We start from the raw sequence: 16,727 nt of genomic DNA, 5'->3' as shown, positions 1-16,727 counted from the left end.
CCGCTTCGGTCCGTTTCGTTGGAAACAAACCAAATGACGCCTCGTACGCTAGCCAACGGGGTTTGGTCCGTCAATGCCGGCCGGAGGGTTGGGGGCTAACACTGGGGTCCCCCCGACCGCAGGTACGGCACCCCGGGACGCACCTTCGGTAGTGCGGTATCGCCCGGGCACCTGCGCGGCACCGCGCGTTCACCCTCCGCTCGGGAACGGTTCCCCGGCGGTGGTCGTGACCGGCAGCTGCTGGACGCCGAACACGCCGCCGGCGTGGAACGGCACCTCCGCACCCGGGGTGATCCGCAGGTGTTCGAACCGCTCGAGCAGCAGCTCCAGCGCGATCCGTCCCTCGAGCCGCGCCAGCGGCGCACCCAGGCAGAAGTGGATGCCGTGCCCGAACGCGGCGTGCGCGTTCGGCTTGCGGTGCAGGTCGAAGCGCTCCGGGTCGGCGAACTCGCGCTCGTCGTAGTTCGCCGACACCACCCAGGCCCAGACGATCGAGTCGGCGGGGATCACCGTCCCGGCCACCTCGACGTCGGCCGTGGTCACCCGGACCACCCGGGGGAACGGCGGCCGCAGCCGCAGCACCTCCTCCAGGAGCGGCTCGACCAGCGCCGGATCGGCCCGGACCCGCTCGTAGACGCCGGGGGCGTCCTCCAGGCAGAGCAGCACGTTGCCGAGCAGCATGGTGGTGGTGACGTGGCCGGCGAGCAGCAGCAGCGCGGTGAAGTTGCCGACCTCCTCGTCGGTCAGCCGCTCGCCGTCGATCGAGGACTCCACGAGCCGGGTCAGCAGGTCTTCGCGGGGCCGCGCGCGCCGATCGGCGATCTGGGCGTTGAGGTACGCCTCCATCTCCTCGATCGCGATGGCGAGCTTCTCGCCGGTGCTGGGGTCGTCGACCTGCAGGGCCATCAGCGCCTCGGCCCAGCCCCGGAACAGCGCGCGGTCCGCGGCGGGCACGCCCAGCAGCTCGGCGATGACGATCACCGGCAGCGGGTAGGCCAGCACGTCGACCAGGTCGAACGCCGTCGCGTCCGGCTCGACCTCGGCCAGCAGCTCCCGGGTGAGCTCGGTGATCCGCGGCTCGAGGTCGGCGACGACCTTCGGGGTGAACGCCTGGCTGACCAGGCGGCGCAGCTTGCGGTGCTCGGGCGGGTCGATGACCAGCAGGGTGCCGGGAGGCGCCTGGTCCCCGGGCGAGGTCAGCCGCGTCGTGTCCGAAGAGAACAGCTGCGCGTCGGTGCTGACCCGGCGGACGTCGGCGGACCGGAACACGTGCCAGGCCCCGGCCTCGTCCTGCCACACGGGCGTGTCCGCGCGCATCTTCTCCAGCCAGGCGAGCAGGGAAGCGCCGCCGTCCGGGGCGATTTCCGGGGCAGCGGTCAGCTCGGTGGTGTTCACGTCGAATTCACTCCTGGATCAGGCGGTCAGTCGGGCCTCGACGCGGTCCGCGGCCGCCGCGGCGCCCCCGGCGTCGGTGATGTGCTCGCGCATCCGGGCCACGCGCTCGTGCGCGCCGGCGTCCTCGGCGAGGCCGGTGACGGCCTTCCGCAGCGACGCCGCATCGACGGCGTCGGGGTCCAGCTGCACGCCGAGGCCGAGCTCGGCCAGCCGGTCGGCGACGATCTCCTGCTCCAGCGTCCGCGGCACGACCACCGGCGGCACGCCCAGCGCGAGCGACTCCATGGTGCTGCCCATGCCGGCGTGCGAGACGAACCCGCTCGCCCGGCTCAGCACGGCCGGCTGCGGCACCCACGGGTGCAGCTCGAAGTTCGCCGGCACCGGGCCCAGGTCCGCCGGCGAGACCAGGCGGCCGATCGTCATGACGACGTGCCACGGCGACCCGGCGAACGCCTCGAGGCACGAGGCGAAGAACTCGCGCTGGTGGTGGTAACCGAAGCTGCCCATGGCGATCAACAGCACCGGCCGGTCGTCCGGCGGGGTCCAGCCGGCCGCGCGGTCGCCGAGACACGGCCCCACGAAGGCGAACCCGTCGTCGAAGGTGTCGCCGCCGGGCTGGAACTCCCGGGGCAGGAACACGAGTTTGGTGTCCTCGCGCGCTTGCGCGAACTCCGCCGCGGACGTGCCGGGCAGGTGCTCGGCGAGCACGTCCCCGACCACCGACGCGGCTTTGGCGAGCGCGGGGTGGTCCGGGTCGGGCGCGGGGACCTTCCCCGCCATCGAGGCGTACGGCGAGAACTTTTCGTTGGCCACGAACGTCGAGCACGACAGGACGGCCGGGATCTCCCACTTGCGCGCCAGCAGCCGTCCGGTGGGGTAACCGAAAGCGTCGTACAGGAAGACGTCCGGCCGGTCGTCCTCGAACGCGCCGAGCGCGGTCCGCAGCGGCGCGAAGCCTTCCAGCGTCTGGGCGAGGCCCGCCTCCGCGACGACGTCGCCGGTGATCTCCTCCGGGATCGCCACGGTGTCCCACGACTTCGGCACGTGGGACTCGTACGGCAGCACGGTGGCGCCGGTGGCGCGCACGGCATCGGCGTACTGCTCGGCCACGACGTAGCTCACCCGGTGACCGCGCCGCACGAGCTCGGCCGCGACGGGCAGCGTCGGGTTGAGGTGCCCGTGGGCGGGATAGGTGAGGAAGGCGAGGTGGCTTCCCGGCGGGGGAGTCATGCCTCGAAAGCTAGTCGCGCGCGGCGGGCAGTCAACCATGTCTAGGCGAACCCCTCGGGTCCCGCGGTGAGCAGGGAAAAGGGGATTCCTCCTGTGCTACCTGTTGCCATGTCCGATTCGGCGCAGCGGAAGGAAGCGGCCGTGACCCTGTTCGTCGAGGCCGAGGGAATCACCAAGACCTTCGGCAAGGTCCGCGCGCTGGACGACGTCAGCCTGCAGGTGCCGCGCGGCACCGTGTGCGGGCTGCTGGGCCACAACGGCGCCGGCAAGACCACTTTGGTCAACGTCCTGACCACTTTGGTGACACCCACTGCGGGCCGTGCCAGGGTCGCCGGGCTGGACGTGCAGCGCGACGCCGTGGCCCTGCGCAGCCGCATCGGGCTCACCGGCCAGTTCGCGTCGGTCGACGAGCAGCTTTCCGGCTTCCGCAACCTGATCCTGATCGCCCGCCTGCTCGGCGCCTCCACCAAGGCGGCCAAGGAACGCGCGGACGAGCTGCTGACCGCGTTCGGCCTGCGCGAAGCGGCAGGCCGCCCGGCGAAGACCTACTCCGGTGGCATGCGGCGGCGGCTCGACCTGGCCGCCAGCCTGGTCGGCCACCCCGACGTGATCTTCCTCGACGAGCCGACGACGGGCCTCGACCCGGCGGCCCGGATCGCCATGTGGGAGATCGTGGAACAGCTCGTGCGCGACGGCTCGACCGTGCTGCTCACCACGCAGATGCTCGACGAGGCCGACCGGCTCGCCGACAAGATCGTCGTGCTGGCGCAGGGAAAGGTGATCGCCGCGGGCACGTCGGCCTCGCTCAAGGCGCAGGTCGGCAAGCGCACGGTCACCCTGACACTGGCCGACCGGCCCGACGCCGAACGCGCCGCGGACGCCGTCCGCCTCGCCGGGCTGGAGCCGCGGGTGTCCGGAGTGGACGAACTGGCCGGGCTCGCGCTGACGGTGCCGGTGGAGAAGTCCACCGACCTCGCGCGCGTGGTCCGCGCGCTCGACGACGTCAAGGTCGAGCCGGTCGAGCTGGCCCTGGTCGACCCCCGGCTCGACGACGTGTACCTCGCGCTCTCCGGGCCGCGGGATTCCCACCCAGTCACCGAGAGGGCTTGACCCATGAGCGCACCGACGACACTGTCCGCTTCGGATTCATCCACTGTGGATGGACCGGGCGGCGGCGGTCCGTGGCGCGGCACCAGCGTGCCGATGCAGATCATCATCCTGACCGGCCGTTCGCTGCGCGCGGTCGTGGCGTCCCGGGCGCTCGTGCTGCTGGGGCTGCTGCAGCCGCTCATCGTGCTGATCCTGTTCAGCCAGGTGTTCGCGAGCCTGGCCGGCACCAGCTCGTTCCCGGCCGGGGTGTCCTACATCGACTACCTGATGCCCGCCGTGCTGGTGATGGGCTCGCTGTCGGTGGCGCTGCAGTCGGGCGTCGGCCTGCTCGACGACATGCGCAACGGCGTCGTGGCCCGGTTCCGCACGCTGCCGATCGCGTCGGCGTCGGTGCTGGTGGCGCGCAGCCTCGCCGACGTCGTGCGGCACGCGCTGCAGCTGGCGATCATGCTGGTGCTGGCGGCGACGCTGTTCGGGTTCTCACCCGGCGGCGGCTTCACCGGCGTGCTGCTGGCGTGGCTGATGTGCATCGCGGTGGGCTGGTCGCTCAGCTGGATGTTCATGGCCATCGGCGTCTGGATCACGAACGTCGAGGTCATGCAGGGTGTCACGTCCATGGTGATGTTCCCGCTGATGTTCGCGTCCTCGGCGTACGTCCCGCTGTCTTCGCTGCCCGCGTGGCTGCGCGCGGTGGCGACGGTGAACCCGCTGACGTACTCGGTCGACGCGTCGCGCAACCTGGCGCTGGGCAATCCGGTGGGGGTCGGCGGCCTGGCGGCCCTCGGCGCGGCCGGCCTGATCGGCCTGACGGGCGCGATCGTCGCCACGCGAGGCTTCCGACGCTCCGCCTGACCCGAGTCCGCCGCGGCGGTCGTGAGTGGTAATTAGGGTTAGAACCCGAATTACCACTCACGACAAGCCGCGGCAGACTGCTTACGGGAGCAGGGTTTCCAGGGCGTCGGCGGCCGCCGGTGCGCCGCCCGCCTGCTCGATCTCCTTGGCCATCAGCGCGAGCCGGGCGGCCAGCGAGTCGTCGGCCGCCATCGCCGTCACCGCGTCGAAGATCGCCCGGCCGCTCGCCTCGGTGACCGGGATGTGCCGGCCCAGGCCCAGCTCCGCGACGCGGTGGGCGTTGGCCAGGGTCTCGCCGCTGTGGGAGACCGCGACGATCGGGACCTCGTAGCGCAGCGCCTCCAGGACGCTGCCCATCCCCGCCTGGCACACCAGCGCCGACGCGTGCTTCAGCACCGACGGGTGCGGCATCCAGTTGTGCGCCTCGACGTTCGGCGGCAGTTCGCCCAGCGCGGCCAGGTCGGCGCCGCGGCCCAGCGTCAGCACCACGTGCCACGGCTTCCCGCGGAAGGCGGCGATGCAGCCGGTGAAGAAGCCGAGGTCCTTGCTCATCGACGTGCCCAGCGAGATCAGCACCACCGGCAGGCCGTCGCCCGGCGGGGTCCAGTGGCCTTCGAGGGGCCGGCAGTCCGCGGTCGGGCCGACGAACCGGTAGCGCTCGCCGAAGGTCTCGCTCCCGTAGTGGAACGCCTTGGGGATGTAGACCAGGCGCGGCTCGTCGCCGGCCGGCGTGAGGCTTTCCATCGCCAGCCGCGGGTCCAGCCCGTGCCGGGTGAGCAGCGCCGAGACGCCCGCGCCGAACTCCTCGCCGAACCGCGCCAGGCGCGGGTCCCGGTCGTCGAAGTCGGTGGCGGCCGGGTGGTCCTCGGGCGGCTGGGGCGAGCCGGGGATCTCGTCGTCGTCGTTCTCGATGAAGACGGGACAGCTCTCGACGAGCGGGACGTCCCAGGCGCGCGCGAGCACGCGGGCGGCGTTCCCGCTGATCGTGTCGTGGACGATGAGGTCGGGCCGGTCGCCGGAGAACCGCTCCAGCGCCGGTTCGAGAGCGGCGAAGCCCTCGCGCATGAGGTCGATGATCATCGTGACCGCGTCGTCGGCGCTGTCCACTTTGGTCACCGAGGCGGGGAAGTCCGAGTGGTAGGTCAGGACCTCGGCGGGGCTGTCGCGCAGCAGGTGCGCGAACTGCGCGGCGACGGCGAACGTGACCCGGTGGCCCCGCTCGGCGAGTGCTTCGACCGGGCCCAGCATCGGATTGATGTGCCCGACGCCGGGAAAGCTGAAGAAGGCGATGTGCCGACCGTGGGTCATGGTCGGAGTATCGCCGGAAAGCCCTGATCAGGGCCGGTTCGCGGGCGAAGTCTAGGGGAATCGCTACCCTCACTTTGCGTGCTCAAACCTCACTTCCGAGTGACTACGAAGGTTGCGGCTCCGCTCGCCGCGATCGACTTTCGTTGTGCGGAATGAGCACTCTCGGCCGCAGAAAACGCGAGGTCGGAGCGGCTCTACTGAGAGCATGACCCTTACCAGCGAGACCACCGACACCCGCCCGGCGTTCGCGCGGATCCCGGTTCTCCTGATCGCGGGAGTCGCCGGCGTCCTGCTCCTCGTCGCCAGCCGGAACTACGGGTTCTCCTTCGACGAGGCCTACTTCGTGGTGGCCGGCCGCGACCACCCCGCGTGGGGCTACTTCGACCAGCCGCCGCTGCTGCCGTTCCTCGCCGCCGGGCTGGACCACCTGGTCCCCGGCTCGCTGACGGCCTTGCGGCTGCCCGCGACGCTGGCCGCGGTGGGCGGGATCGTGCTGAGCGCGCTGATCGCCCGCGAGCTGGGCGGCCGCCGCGTCGCGCAGACCCTCGCCGCCGCGGCGTACGCGATGTCCGGCGCGACGCTCATCTGCCACTACCTCGCGACCTACTCGATCGACCCGTTCTTCTGGTCGCTCATCCTGTTCCTGGTCGTGCGCTGGACCCGGGTGCGCGACGACCGGCTGCTGTTCGCCGCCGGGCTCGTCACGGCCGTGTCGCTGCAGACGAAGTTCCTGGTCCCGGCGCTGTGGGTGGCGCTGGCCGTCGCGTCGCTGGTCTTCGGGCCGCGTGACCTCGTCCGCCGGCCGCTGCTGTGGGCGGGGGCGCTGGTCGCGACGCTGACCACCGTGCCGACGCTGGTCTGGCAGGCCGCCCACGGCTGGCCGTACACCCGGATGTCCGAGGTCGTCGCGGCGGAGTTCCCCGGCACCGGCGAGTTCCTGCTCGAGCTGCTGTCCGGGCCCGGCCTGGTGATCGGCGTGCCGCTCGCGCTGTTCGGCTTCGCGCGCCTGCTCGCCGCCCGCGACCTGCGGCCGTACCGCTTCCTCGGCGTCGCGTTCCTGCTGCTCGTCGTGGCCTATCTGCTGACGTCGGGCCGGTCCTACTACGTCTACAGCCTGTACGCGCCGCTGTTCGCGGCCGGTGCCGTGGGCCTGCAGGACGTCAAGTGGCCCACGGCCGCCAAGGCCGTCGGCCGGCTGCTCGTCGCGGCGTCTGTCCTGCAAGCGCTCGTCGCGCTGCCGATCTACCCGAAGTCCTGGGCCGAGCGCATTCCCGACGTGCCGCTGGTGCCGTTGACGGCGAAGGTCTTCGTGCAGTCCGACGGCCAGCTCGGCCAGCTTTCCGACGCCGTCGTGCAGGTCTACGCCTCGCTGCCGCCGGACCAGCGGGCCCGGACGGCGATCATGACCGACAGCTACGCGTTCGCCGCCGACCTCCAGCTCTTCGGCGCGGAACGCGGGCTGCCGAACGTTTACAGCGCGCACCGCGGTTACTACTACTTCGGGCACCCGGACGAGAGCGTCGACAGCGTCCTGTTCGTCGGCGACGCGAGCCCGCTCGTGGCCGGGGCGTTCGACCGGCACCAGGACGTGGTGCCGCAGCTGATGACCGTCTTCAGCGGACGGAACACCGCCTGGGACGTCTTGTGGCCCGAGCTGCGCACGCAGTAGCTCAGCCCTTGAGCGGCTCCCACCACCCGCGGTTGTTCTTGTACCAGTCGACGGTGTCGCGCAGGCCGGTGTCGATGCCGACCTGCGGGGAGTAGCCGAGCTCGGTGGAGATCTTCGTGATGTCCACCGAGTAGCGGCGGTCGTGGCCCTTGCGGTCCTGCACCGGCCGGATCGCGGTGTGGTCCCGGCCGGTGATCGCGAGCAGCCGCTCGGTGAGCTCCCGGTTGGTCAGCTCGGTGCCGCCGCCGATGTTGTAGACCTCGCCCGCGCGCCCTCGTTCGGCGACCAGCTGGATGCCGCGGCAGTGGTCGTCGACGTGCAGCCAGTCGCGGACGTTGAGGCCGTCGCCGTAGAGCGGCACCTGGAGCCCGTCGACCAGGTTGGTGACGAACAGCGGGATGACCTTCTCCGGGTACTGGTAGGGCCCGTAGTTGTTGGAGCAGCGGGTGATCGAGGCGTTGAGGCCGTGGGTGATGAAGAAGGAGCGGACCAGCAGGTCCGACGCCGCTTTGGACGCCGAGTACGGCGAGTTGGGGGCGACCGGGTGGTCCTCGGGCCAGGAGCCCTCGTCGATGGAGCCGTAGACCTCGTCGGTGGAGACGTGCACGAACTTGCCGACCTCGCGCTCCAGCGCCGCCTGCAGCAGGGTCTGGGTGCCGAGCACGTTGGTGCGGACGAACTCCGCCGACCCGGCGATGGAGCGGTCCACATGGGACTCGGCGGCGAAGTGCACGACCAGGTCGGTGCCGGTCAGCTCGCGCTCGACGACCTCGGGGTCGCAGATGTCGCCCTCGACGACGCGCAGGCGCTCGTCGGCGGCGACCGGCGCCAGGTTCGCGCGGTTGCCCGCGTAGGTGAACTTGTCGAGCACGACCAGCTCGCCGGGCTCGAAACCGCTGTAGTGGCCCGAAAGCACGTTGCGGACGTAAGCCGAGCCGATGAAACCGGCGCCGCCGGTGACCACCATGCGCATGGGAAGGATCCTCCGGGGTTCAGACCGTGGTGAGCGGCCGCGCGCGGCGCGCGAAGTCCATGACGTACTCGCCGTAGCCCGAGCTGCCGATCCGCTCGCCCAGCGCGTAGCACTGGTCGGCGTCGATGAAGCCCATGCGCAGCGCGATCTCTTCGAGGCAGGCGATCTGCACGCCCTGGCGTGCCTCCATCGTCTGCACGTACTGGCCGGCGTCCAGCAGCGACTTGTGCGTGCCGGTGTCCAGCCAGGCGAAGCCGCGGCCGAGGTCGACGCAGCTGGCGCGGCCCCGGTCGAGGTAGACGTTGTTGAGGTCGGTGATCTCCAGCTCGCCGCGGGCCGACGGCGTGAGCCCCTTGGCGATCTCGACCACGTCGTTGTCGTAGAAGTACAGGCCGGTCAGCGCCAGGTTCGACTTGGGGTGGGCCGGTTTCTCCTCGATGGAGACCAGGTTCCCGTCGGCGTCGACCTCGCCGATGCCGTGGCGGTGCGGGTCGGAGACCTCGTAGCCGAACAGGACGCAGCCCTTGAGGTCGTGGGTCGCGGCGCGCAGCACGTCCGAGAAACCCTGCCCGTGGAAGATGTTGTCGCCGAGGATGAGGGCGGAGGTGTCGTCGCCGACGTGCTCCTCGCCGATGATGAAGGCTTCCGCGAGACCGTTCGGGTGGGCCTGCTCGGCGTAGCTGAGCCGGAGGCCGAGTTCGGCGCCGTCGCCGAGGAGCCGCTTGAACGCGGGCAGGTCGTGCGGGGTCGAGATGAGCAGGATCTCGGTGATGCCGGCGAGCATCAGGACCGACAGCGGGTAGTAGATCATCGGCTTGTTGTAGACCGGGACGAGCTGCTTGGAGACGCCCAGCGTGACCGGATGCAGTCGGGAGCCACTGCCGCCGGCCAGGATGATGCCTTTCATGTGGGCCCCACGTTCTTGGTCGGAAGGATCGCGGTCGGCCCGACCCTAAGCGCGGGAGGAGTAGGAGAATCTCCAGTCCTGGCGCGGCGCGCTGGGTGCGCGGCGCGGCGCTGCCGAGCCCGGGCCCGTCGCGCAGGCCGGACTTCGGGCGCAGTGAATGACTCATTCCTGGCGTCCGACGACAGGAATGAGTCATTCATGTCGTCGGACGAGGTGAATGAGTCATTCACTGCATCGGTGCGGCGTGGGAGTCAGCGGTGCGCGGACTTCTGGCGCGTCTCCGTCGTCGGCACGTAGGCCGGCAGGTCCGCGGCGATCCGGAACCCGCCGTCGGGCGTGGGCCCGGCCTGCAAAGTCCCCCCGACCAGTTCGACGCGGTGGCGCAGGCTCGACAGCCCCAGCCCGGAACCGCTGCCGGCCAGCACCTCGTCCGGCTGCCGGCGGGGCGGGGTGTTGACCACGCGGATGCCGACGCCGTCCGGCCGGTAGCGCAGTTCGACGCGGATCTCGGCGCCCGCCGCGTGCTTGCGGGCGTTGGTCAGCGCCTCCTGCACGATCCGGTGGACCGTGCGCGCGATGGTGGGGGACATCTGCGAGCGCTCGCCTTCGACGTCCAGTTCCACCGGGATGCCGGCCGCGACCGACTCGGCGACGAGCGTGGCGGGGTCGGGCGGCGGCGGTGGCTCCTTCGGCGCGCCCGCCGAGCCGAGCCGGGGGCTCGGCCCCGTCATCCGCTCGGAGATGTCGGCCGAGGTCGTGTTCAGCACCCCGACCAGGTCGCGCAGCTCGTCGAGCGCCATCGCGCCGCGGGCGCGGATCTCCTCGGCGGCCTTGCGGACGTCGGGTTCCTTCGAGCTGATGCCGAGCGCCCCGGCGTGCAGCACCATCAGGCTGAGCCCGTGGGTGAGGACGTCGTGCATCTCCGCGGCGAGGCGGCGGCGCTCCTCGAACCGGGCCTGCTCGGCCAGCAGGTGCGTCTCGCGCTCGGCTCGCTCGGCGCGGTCGCGCAGCTCCTGCAGCAGCTGCTTGCGCGCGTCCAGGTAGAGCACGACCGCGGCGGGGCCGATCGTGCTGAGCAGGCCGACCGGGGTGATGGTCCAGCTGGGCGCCCACGGCTCGCTGCCGATGATCGCCAGGGCGCCGATGAGGGGGAACGCGACGCGCGGGCTCTCCAGCCGGACCAGGAAGATCACGATGACCGACGTGACGCGCGGCAGGATCAGCGGGCTGGCCGGGTTCTCCGGGGAGAGCAGGCCGGGGGCGAGCCCGTCGGCCAGCACCGTCACGAACGCCACGGCCAGTGCGATGCCGGTGACCGTCTTGGGGAAGCGCCGCAGCCCGAGCACCGAGACGTCGACCAGGAGCTGGAGGACGAGGTCGGCGCGGGGGCCGGCCCAGCCGGTGGTGGGCTGGCTGTTGACGCTGATCACCACGTCGAGCGCGCCGAAGATCACCGCCAGGCTGAGCAGCGTCGCCAGTTCGTGCTTGGGCCCCGCGCGGGTGCCGAGCTGCTCACGCAGCGTGGTTCGAGTACCTGGAGTGACGTCCGACACGGGCCCCACGTTAGCTCCCGGGGGCGGCTCCGGGAGGTGGACCGCCGCTTCCCGGGGCGGACTAGCGACGAAAGTTGCCCGGCGGGCGACGGACCGACAACTTTCGTTGGTTGCCCGTCACCCCCTCGGCCCACGGACAACAAGAGGGACCTCAAGTCTTGGTTAAATGTCCAGTTTTAGGCGCTCGGTAATGCTACAAGTGTGTCACCCGTCCGGGTGGTGGTCTTCGCTGACAGCATGCGTCGCGCCTGGTACGGTCACCTGTTAGTGGAGGAAGTGGCACAGATCGGGCACCGACGGTGGTTTTCATCCCGGCGGCGGTGTCAATAGCGTTCGGACGGTCAGATCCTTCGGCGGCTCTGGGGGCTGCGGGAAAGGGCTCGGTTTTGCCGAGCTTGCAGGAAAGGTCGATGGCGGCATGTCGGAACCCACTTCGAATCCGGACTTCGCCGGGGATCCGGGCGCCTTGTCCCGGTGTGCGGCACTGGCGTGGACGGAGTCCGCGCAGGCCATGCTGGTCGACGGGACGCCGGACGGCGGCGTCCGCGCCCTGCTGGCGAGCTTCGAAGCGTCGGAAACGGGCCGGTCCGCGAATATTATTCGCTTCTCCGGTCGCGGAGTCACCGAGCCTCCCGAGTTCCACGCGCTCACCGAACTGTTCGCGGGGCACGCCGATCCGGGCGGCGCCATTGCGCGCACTCTGGAACTGCCCGCGGAAGACGGTTCCGGACTCCACCGGAAATTCCGCACTTTGCGGTCGTTGCTGCTTTCCGGGCCATTGCGGGAAAAGAATTCCGTGATCGTCGTCGAAGACGCCCAGTGGTGCGACGAATCGTCGGTGCGGTTCTTCGACTTCCTGCTGCGGTGCGGGCGCGGAGAGCGGTTTCTGCTCGTCCTCTGCCGCCGTCCCGACGAGCCCGGCCCGGGCACCTGGGCACTGGGGCAGATCGGTGCGCAGGACCGGTGCCACCGCTGGGAAGTCGCCGCCTCCAGCCCGGTCGACGCGCTGGCCGGGTTGTCCGCGCAGGCACGGACCGTGGCCACCGCCATCGCCGTCCTCGACGACCAGAACGTGCCGAGGGTGGCCGCTTTGTGCGGGCTGCCGGCGCGCCCGGTGCGGATCGCGATCGACGGAATTCGACGCGCGAATCTGTTCGCCGGAAGCGTGCTCGACCGGTCGGTCCGATCCCGCCTGCTCGCGGAAACGCCCGCCGAAGAACTCGCTCACCTGCATTTGCGCGCGGCCCGGGTGCTCAACGACGACGCCCGGCCCGCCGCCGAGGTCGCCCCGCACCTCGGCGCGCTGCCCCGCCTCGACGAGCGCTGGATGATCGACCTCGCGCTCGAAGCCGCGGCCGCCGCGGAAAGCCGGGACGACCCGGCGACCGCGGTCGCCCACCTGTCCCGCGCGGCGGCCGCCGAGCCGGGCCGGCTCGACGTCCGGCTGGCGCTGGCCGCCGCCCGGCTGGGGCTCGACCCGGAGGCGGCGATGACGGAGCTGCGCTCGGCCGCCGGACACGTCCGCGACCCGCGTGACCACTGTGCCGTCGCCGTGCTCTACGCGCTCGCGGCCACCGCCGCGGACGCCGCCGGCCGGCGGCAGGCGCCGCTCGGTGGCCTGATCGACCGGCTGGCCGCACGGCTCGGCACGGACTCGCGCGCGGTGCCCGTGGCGGCGCTCGCCGCCGGGGCCACGACCCGGGAGGCCGCGCGCGGCCTGCTGCGGGAACGGGCCGCGACCGCCCCCCGCGCGGCCGCGGTCCGCCACCCCGGCGCCCGGGACCTCGCCGACCGGGCCGCCGCTCTCGCGCTGACCGGCCGCGGCACCGAGGTCGCCGCGGCCTGCGCCCGCGCCGTGGTCCGGCTGCCGGCGGCGGCCGCGTCGAGCGACGACCTGCTCGCCGCCGCGCGGACCCTGCGGCTGGTCGACGACGCGCCGAACGCCGTGCGGGCGCTCGACCGGGCGGTGGCCGAGGCCGCGGTGCTCGGCGACCGCCCGGGACTCGGCCGGGCGCTGGCCGCCCGCTTCTGCGTGCTGCGGGAGAGCGGCGACCGCGACGGCGCGCTCGCCGACGTCCGCGTCGCCGCGCTGGCGAGCGCGGGGCAGCGCCCGGGGCTCGCGGTCCGGACCGCGCTGGCGACCGCCCTGCGCGCCGACGACGAGCCGGCCGCCGCCGAGGGGCTGCTGCGCGCGGCACGCCCGGACGAACTGGACGACGCGCCGGCGGAGCGCCACCTCTGGCTGCTCGGCCTGGCGCGGACCCGGGCGGCGCGCTCCGACGTCGACGGCGCGCTGGAGCTGCTGCTCGAATCCGGCCGACGGCAGGAGGAAGCCGGCATCGGCAACCCGGTGTTCGCGCCCTGGTGGTTCACCGCCACGCTGCTGCTCGCCGGGCACGGTCGCCACGGGGAAGCGGCCGCGTACGCCGAACGCGGGCAGGAACTCGCCGAGGGCTGGCCGACGCCGACCGCGCGCGGCCTGGTGCTGGTCGGCCGCGGCGTGGCCGGGTCGGGGACGCGGGCGGTGGAACTGCTCGCGGAAGCGGTCCGGGTGCTGGCGACCTCGCCCTGCCGGGTCGAGTACGCGCGGGCGGAGTACTTGCTGGGCAAGGCTTTGACGTGCGTCGGCGACCGCAAGGCCGCGCGCCAGCACCTGCGCCAGGCCGCGATGCTGTCCGCCTGTTCGGGGTGGCGTTCGATCGGCGCGCTCGCCCGCGAGCTGCTCGAGGAGTCGGGCGGCCGGCTGCGGAAACCGCGAGCCGACGTCCTGACCCAGCGCGAACGCGAAGTGGCCGAGCTGGTCGCCGGCGGGGCGAGCAACCGCGACGTCGCGGGCACCCTGTTCGTCTCGCCGAGGACCGTCGAGCTGCACCTGACCAACGTCTACCGGAAGCTCGCCGTGGACAGCCGCGCCGAACTGGCCGTCGCGCTGCGGGCGAGCGCGGGTTCCCCCTCGGTCCCCGGGGCACCGAAGAGGACGCATGGGCTCGCCGGGTAGCGACGACGCCCCGGTGCTCGACGGGTGGACGCGGCCCGGCGAGACCGGTCTGCCGCACCAGCGCGGCGTGCCCGGGCCGCGGCTGGCCGAGCGGGACGAGGAGTCCGCGCTGCTGACCGGGCTGGTCCACGGCCTGGCCGACGGGAACCCGGCGGTCGTCACGGTCACCGGCGCGCCCGGCTCCGGCCGCAGCGCCCTGCTGGCCTCGGTCGCGGCGACCGCCCGGCACGCCCGGCTGCGCGTCGCCCACGTCCCGTGCTGCCCGTCCGACGGCACCGAGCCGTTCACCGTGCTGCACCAGATCTTCACCGCGCTCGGCGGCGGGCTTCCCGCGGCGGCGGTCGGGGAGAGCACCGGCCCGGTGCCGGACGGACGCGTCCTCGGCGGGTTGTGCCGGGACCTGGCCGCGGCGGTCGAGGGCCGGCCGCTCGTGCTCGCCGTCGACGACCTGCACTGGGCCGACGCCGCGTCCCGGGCGTGGCTGCACGCGCTTTCCGGGCTCCTGGGCGATATTCCGGTGCTGCTGGTGGTCAGCCAGACCAGCGGGCTGGACACCTGGCGGCCGGTGGCCGCCGCGCACGGGATCCGGCTGCGCCCGCTCGGCGACGCCGCGGTGGCCCGCCTGGTGCGGGAGCGGCTGGGCGCGGCGGCCGACGAGCGGCTGGTCGAGCACGCCGTGCGCGGCAGCGGCGGGAACCCGGCGGTGCTGACCGAGGCGCTGAACCGGCTGCGCATGGAGCCGGGCTTCGCGCGGGAGCGGGCCGGGCTCTTCACCCGGATCGCCGGCGAACGCCTGCTGCGCCTGGTCGACGTCCTGCCCGCCGAGCTCACCGCCGTGCTGCGCGCCGTTTCGGTGTGCCAGGAGGGTTTCGGCCCGGCACTGCTGGCCGAGCTCGCCGGGTGCCCGCCGGAGCGGCTGGCCGCGGACCTCGCGCGGCTGCGGGAGATCGGCCTGGTCGCCCCGGGCGGCGGGCTGGCCGAACCGGACGCCGGCCAGCGGGTGCTCGGCCGGATGAGCGAGGGCGAGCGCGACGCCTTCTTCACCCGCGCGGCGAAGCTGGGCCACGAACACGGCGTCGCGAACGCGGCGGTCGCGGCGATCCTGCGGCGGACCCGCGTGATCGGCGAGCCCTGGGTGGTGGAGGTGCTGCGCGCGGCCGCCCGGCTGGGCCAGGCCGGCGACCGCGACGGGCAGGCGACGGCGTCGCTCAAGCGCGCCCTGCAGGAACCCCTCGATCCGGCGCGGCGCGCGGCGGTGCTCATCGACCTCGGTGCCGCGGAACTCCTGCTCGACCAGGACGCGGGCGACCGCCACCTGGCCCGGGTACTGTCCGAACTGGACGGTCCGGGGCTCGGCGGCCACCGGCTGTTGGCCGCGGACCTGCTCAACGCGCGGGGCGGGCTGAACGTGCGCACCCTCGTCGCCGCGTTCCGTCGCCCGGACGTCTCGGCGGCGGAGCGCGAAACCCTGCTCGCGCTGTACTGGCTGGTCGACGGCGACCCGCAGGACCGGTCGGCCGTCGGCGGGTACGGCATGCCGCCGCTGCCCGAGCGGCCGGCGGACCCGGCGCAGGCGGCCGCGGCCGCGGTGCTGCTCGCCCGGCGCGGGCTGCGGCCCGCCCGGGTGCGCGGGCTGGCGCGGGCCGCGCTGGCGCAGCCGATGGCGGAGGTGGGCGCGCTGACCGTGCGCGCCGCCGCAGTCGGCGCGCTGGTGCTCACCGGGGATCTCGCCGAAGCGGACACCCACGGCGAAGACGTCCTCGCCCAGGCGCGCCGCCAGTGCTCCCGGACGCTGGTCGCCCGTGCCCTCGCCGAGCGAGCCGAGCGGCACCTCGCCGCGGGAACCCTCGACGACGCGGCGGCCGACCTGTCCGGCGCGCACGAGCTGGTGCCGCCCCGGCACTGGCACTCGATGCTGCGCGCCCGGGTGGTCGCGACCGAGGCGAGGGTGCACCTCGAAGCCGGCCGCGTCGACCTCGCCCGGCAGGCGCTCGAGCGTGATCCCGTCGAGCCGGGTCCGGGGCTCGGCAGCGCGTTCCTCTTGTACGCCAAGGGCGCGGTGCTGCTCGGCGAGGACCGGCCCGAGCAGGCGCTCGCCCCGCTGCGCGAGTGCGGCCGCCGGCTTTCCGCGCGTGGCTGGGAAAACCCGGAGGTGCTGCCGTGGCGCTCGACCGCCGCGAAGTGCCTGGTTGCCGGCGGCGAACGGGAAGCCGCCCGGCTCCTGCTCGGCGAGGAGCTCGCCGCCGCGACCGCGTGGGGCACCCGGGCCGCCGTCGGTGGCGCGCACCTGGCCGCCGGGCTCGCCCTCGGCCCCCGGGACCCGGACCGCGCCGGGCACCTGGCGCAGGCCGTCGGGCTGCTGCGCGGCAGCGGCAGTCACCTGCGCCACGCGACGGCGCTGGTGGAACTGGCGGCCGGCGACGGCGACGGGGCCGGCGATCTCCTCGCGGAGGCCCGCACCCTGGCGGCGCGGTACCGCTGGCGGGGCGTCCTCGGCCGGCTGAACGAGCTGACCGGAGGCGAGGTTTCGCGGCTGCACGGCCTTTCCGAGGCCCAGCGCCGGGTGGCGAAGCTGGCCGCGGCGGGCACCTCCAACGCCGGGATCGCGGTGGAGCTCGCGGTGACCCGGCGGACGGTCGAGCTGCACCTGACCAACGTCTACCGCAAGCTGGGCATCGGCGGTAGGCGCCAGCTCGCCGAGGCGCTCGCCTCCGCCGGCGAGGAGGGCTAGC

General features: G+C 73.1%; 11 protein-coding genes. 5 read left to right on the top strand and 6 right to left on the bottom strand.

Annotation, left to right across the window (positions count from 1 at the left end; genetic code table 11):
• Positions 1-189: 189 nt before the first annotated feature.
• Together QRX60_RS49165 and QRX60_RS49160 are read right to left on the bottom strand one after the other, a co-directional pair.
• Entirely contained in the window at positions 190-1,395 is a 1,206-nt protein-coding gene (locus tag QRX60_RS49165) for a cytochrome P450 (protein ID WP_285998331.1), read from the bottom strand.
• Between the two features lie 18 nt (positions 1,396-1,413).
• Positions 1,414-2,625, bottom strand: coding sequence for a macrolide family glycosyltransferase (locus tag QRX60_RS49160; protein ID WP_285998330.1), 1,212 nt, complete (start codon positions 2,623-2,625; stop codon positions 1,414-1,416).
• 141 nt (positions 2,626-2,766) lie between these two features.
• Between QRX60_RS49160 and QRX60_RS49155 the strand changes: the two genes are divergently transcribed.
• Both QRX60_RS49155 and QRX60_RS49150 read left to right on the top strand, forming a co-directional pair.
• Positions 2,767-3,735: an ATP-binding cassette domain-containing protein gene (locus tag QRX60_RS49155; RefSeq protein ID WP_285998329.1), complete on the top strand. Its 969-nt coding sequence runs from the start codon at positions 2,767-2,769 to the stop codon at positions 3,733-3,735.
• A 3-nt stretch (positions 3,736-3,738) separates the two neighbouring features.
• Positions 3,739-4,587: an ABC transporter permease gene (locus QRX60_RS49150; protein ID WP_285998328.1), complete on the top strand. Its 849-nt coding sequence runs from the start codon at positions 3,739-3,741 to the stop codon at positions 4,585-4,587.
• 81 nt (positions 4,588-4,668) lie between these two features.
• On the opposite strand, the gene QRX60_RS49145 is transcribed toward QRX60_RS49150, so the two are convergent.
• On the bottom strand, positions 4,669-5,895 hold the full coding sequence (locus QRX60_RS49145) for a macrolide family glycosyltransferase (protein ID WP_285998327.1): 1,227 nt from the start codon (positions 5,893-5,895) through the stop codon (positions 4,669-4,671).
• A gap of 205 nt (positions 5,896-6,100) precedes the next feature.
• Here QRX60_RS49145 and QRX60_RS49140 point away from each other — a divergent pair, with 205 nt between their 5' ends.
• Positions 6,101-7,564, top strand: coding sequence for an ArnT family glycosyltransferase (locus tag QRX60_RS49140; RefSeq protein WP_285998326.1), 1,464 nt, complete (start codon positions 6,101-6,103; stop codon positions 7,562-7,564).
• A 1-nt stretch (position 7,565) separates the two neighbouring features.
• Here the strand turns inward: QRX60_RS49140 and rfbB are convergent, their stop codons facing one another.
• From rfbB to QRX60_RS49125, 3 genes are all read right to left on the bottom strand, one after another.
• Positions 7,566-8,537, bottom strand: a complete 972-nt coding sequence (gene rfbB / locus QRX60_RS49135) for a dTDP-glucose 4,6-dehydratase (RefSeq protein ID WP_285998325.1) — start codon at positions 8,535-8,537, stop codon at positions 7,566-7,568.
• 19 nt (positions 8,538-8,556) lie between these two features.
• Positions 8,557-9,444, bottom strand: a complete 888-nt coding sequence (rfbA, locus tag QRX60_RS49130) for a glucose-1-phosphate thymidylyltransferase RfbA (RefSeq protein WP_285998324.1) — start codon at positions 9,442-9,444, stop codon at positions 8,557-8,559.
• A gap of 251 nt (positions 9,445-9,695) precedes the next feature.
• On the bottom strand, positions 9,696-10,997 hold the full coding sequence (locus QRX60_RS49125) for a sensor histidine kinase (protein WP_285998323.1): 1,302 nt from the start codon (positions 10,995-10,997) through the stop codon (positions 9,696-9,698).
• A 796-nt stretch (positions 10,998-11,793) separates the two neighbouring features.
• Between QRX60_RS49125 and QRX60_RS49120 the strand changes: the two genes are divergently transcribed.
• Together QRX60_RS49120 and QRX60_RS49115 are read left to right on the top strand one after the other, a co-directional pair.
• Positions 11,794-13,995: a helix-turn-helix transcriptional regulator gene (locus tag QRX60_RS49120; RefSeq protein WP_285998322.1), complete on the top strand. Its 2,202-nt coding sequence runs from the start codon at positions 11,794-11,796 to the stop codon at positions 13,993-13,995.
• Positions 13,979-16,726, top strand: a complete 2,748-nt coding sequence (locus QRX60_RS49115) for an AAA family ATPase (RefSeq protein ID WP_285998321.1) — start codon at positions 13,979-13,981, stop codon at positions 16,724-16,726. Before QRX60_RS49120 ends, QRX60_RS49115 begins: the two co-directional genes overlap by 17 nt.
• Position 16,727: the final 1 nt, after the last annotated feature.

Origin of the sequence: Amycolatopsis mongoliensis, assembly GCF_030285665.1 — a bacterium.
Lineage (GTDB): Bacteria > Actinomycetota > Actinomycetes > Mycobacteriales > Pseudonocardiaceae > Amycolatopsis > Amycolatopsis mongoliensis.
Note: the sequence above shows the minus strand (reverse complement) of the source record. Positions and strands in the feature narration are given on the sequence as shown.

Excerpts from the sequence above, each read along its gene's own strand:
- QRX60_RS49160 (WP_285998330.1), bottom strand. The coding sequence starts at position 2,625 with ATGACTCCCCCGCCGGGAAGCCACCTCGCCTTCCTCACCTATCCCGCC.
- QRX60_RS49150 (WP_285998328.1), top strand. The coding sequence starts at position 3,739 with ATGAGCGCACCGACGACACTGTCCGCTTCGGATTCATCCACTGTGGAT.
- rfbB (WP_285998325.1), bottom strand. The coding sequence starts at position 8,537 with ATGCGCATGGTGGTCACCGGCGGCGCCGGTTTCATCGGCTCGGCTTAC.
- QRX60_RS49140 (WP_285998326.1), top strand. The coding sequence starts at position 6,101 with ATGACCCTTACCAGCGAGACCACCGACACCCGCCCGGCGTTCGCGCGG.
- rfbA (WP_285998324.1), bottom strand. The coding sequence starts at position 9,444 with ATGAAAGGCATCATCCTGGCCGGCGGCAGTGGCTCCCGACTGCATCCG.
- QRX60_RS49115 (WP_285998321.1), top strand. The coding sequence starts at position 13,979 with ATGGGCTCGCCGGGTAGCGACGACGCCCCGGTGCTCGACGGGTGGACG.
- QRX60_RS49145 (WP_285998327.1), bottom strand. The coding sequence starts at position 5,895 with ATGACCCACGGTCGGCACATCGCCTTCTTCAGCTTTCCCGGCGTCGGG.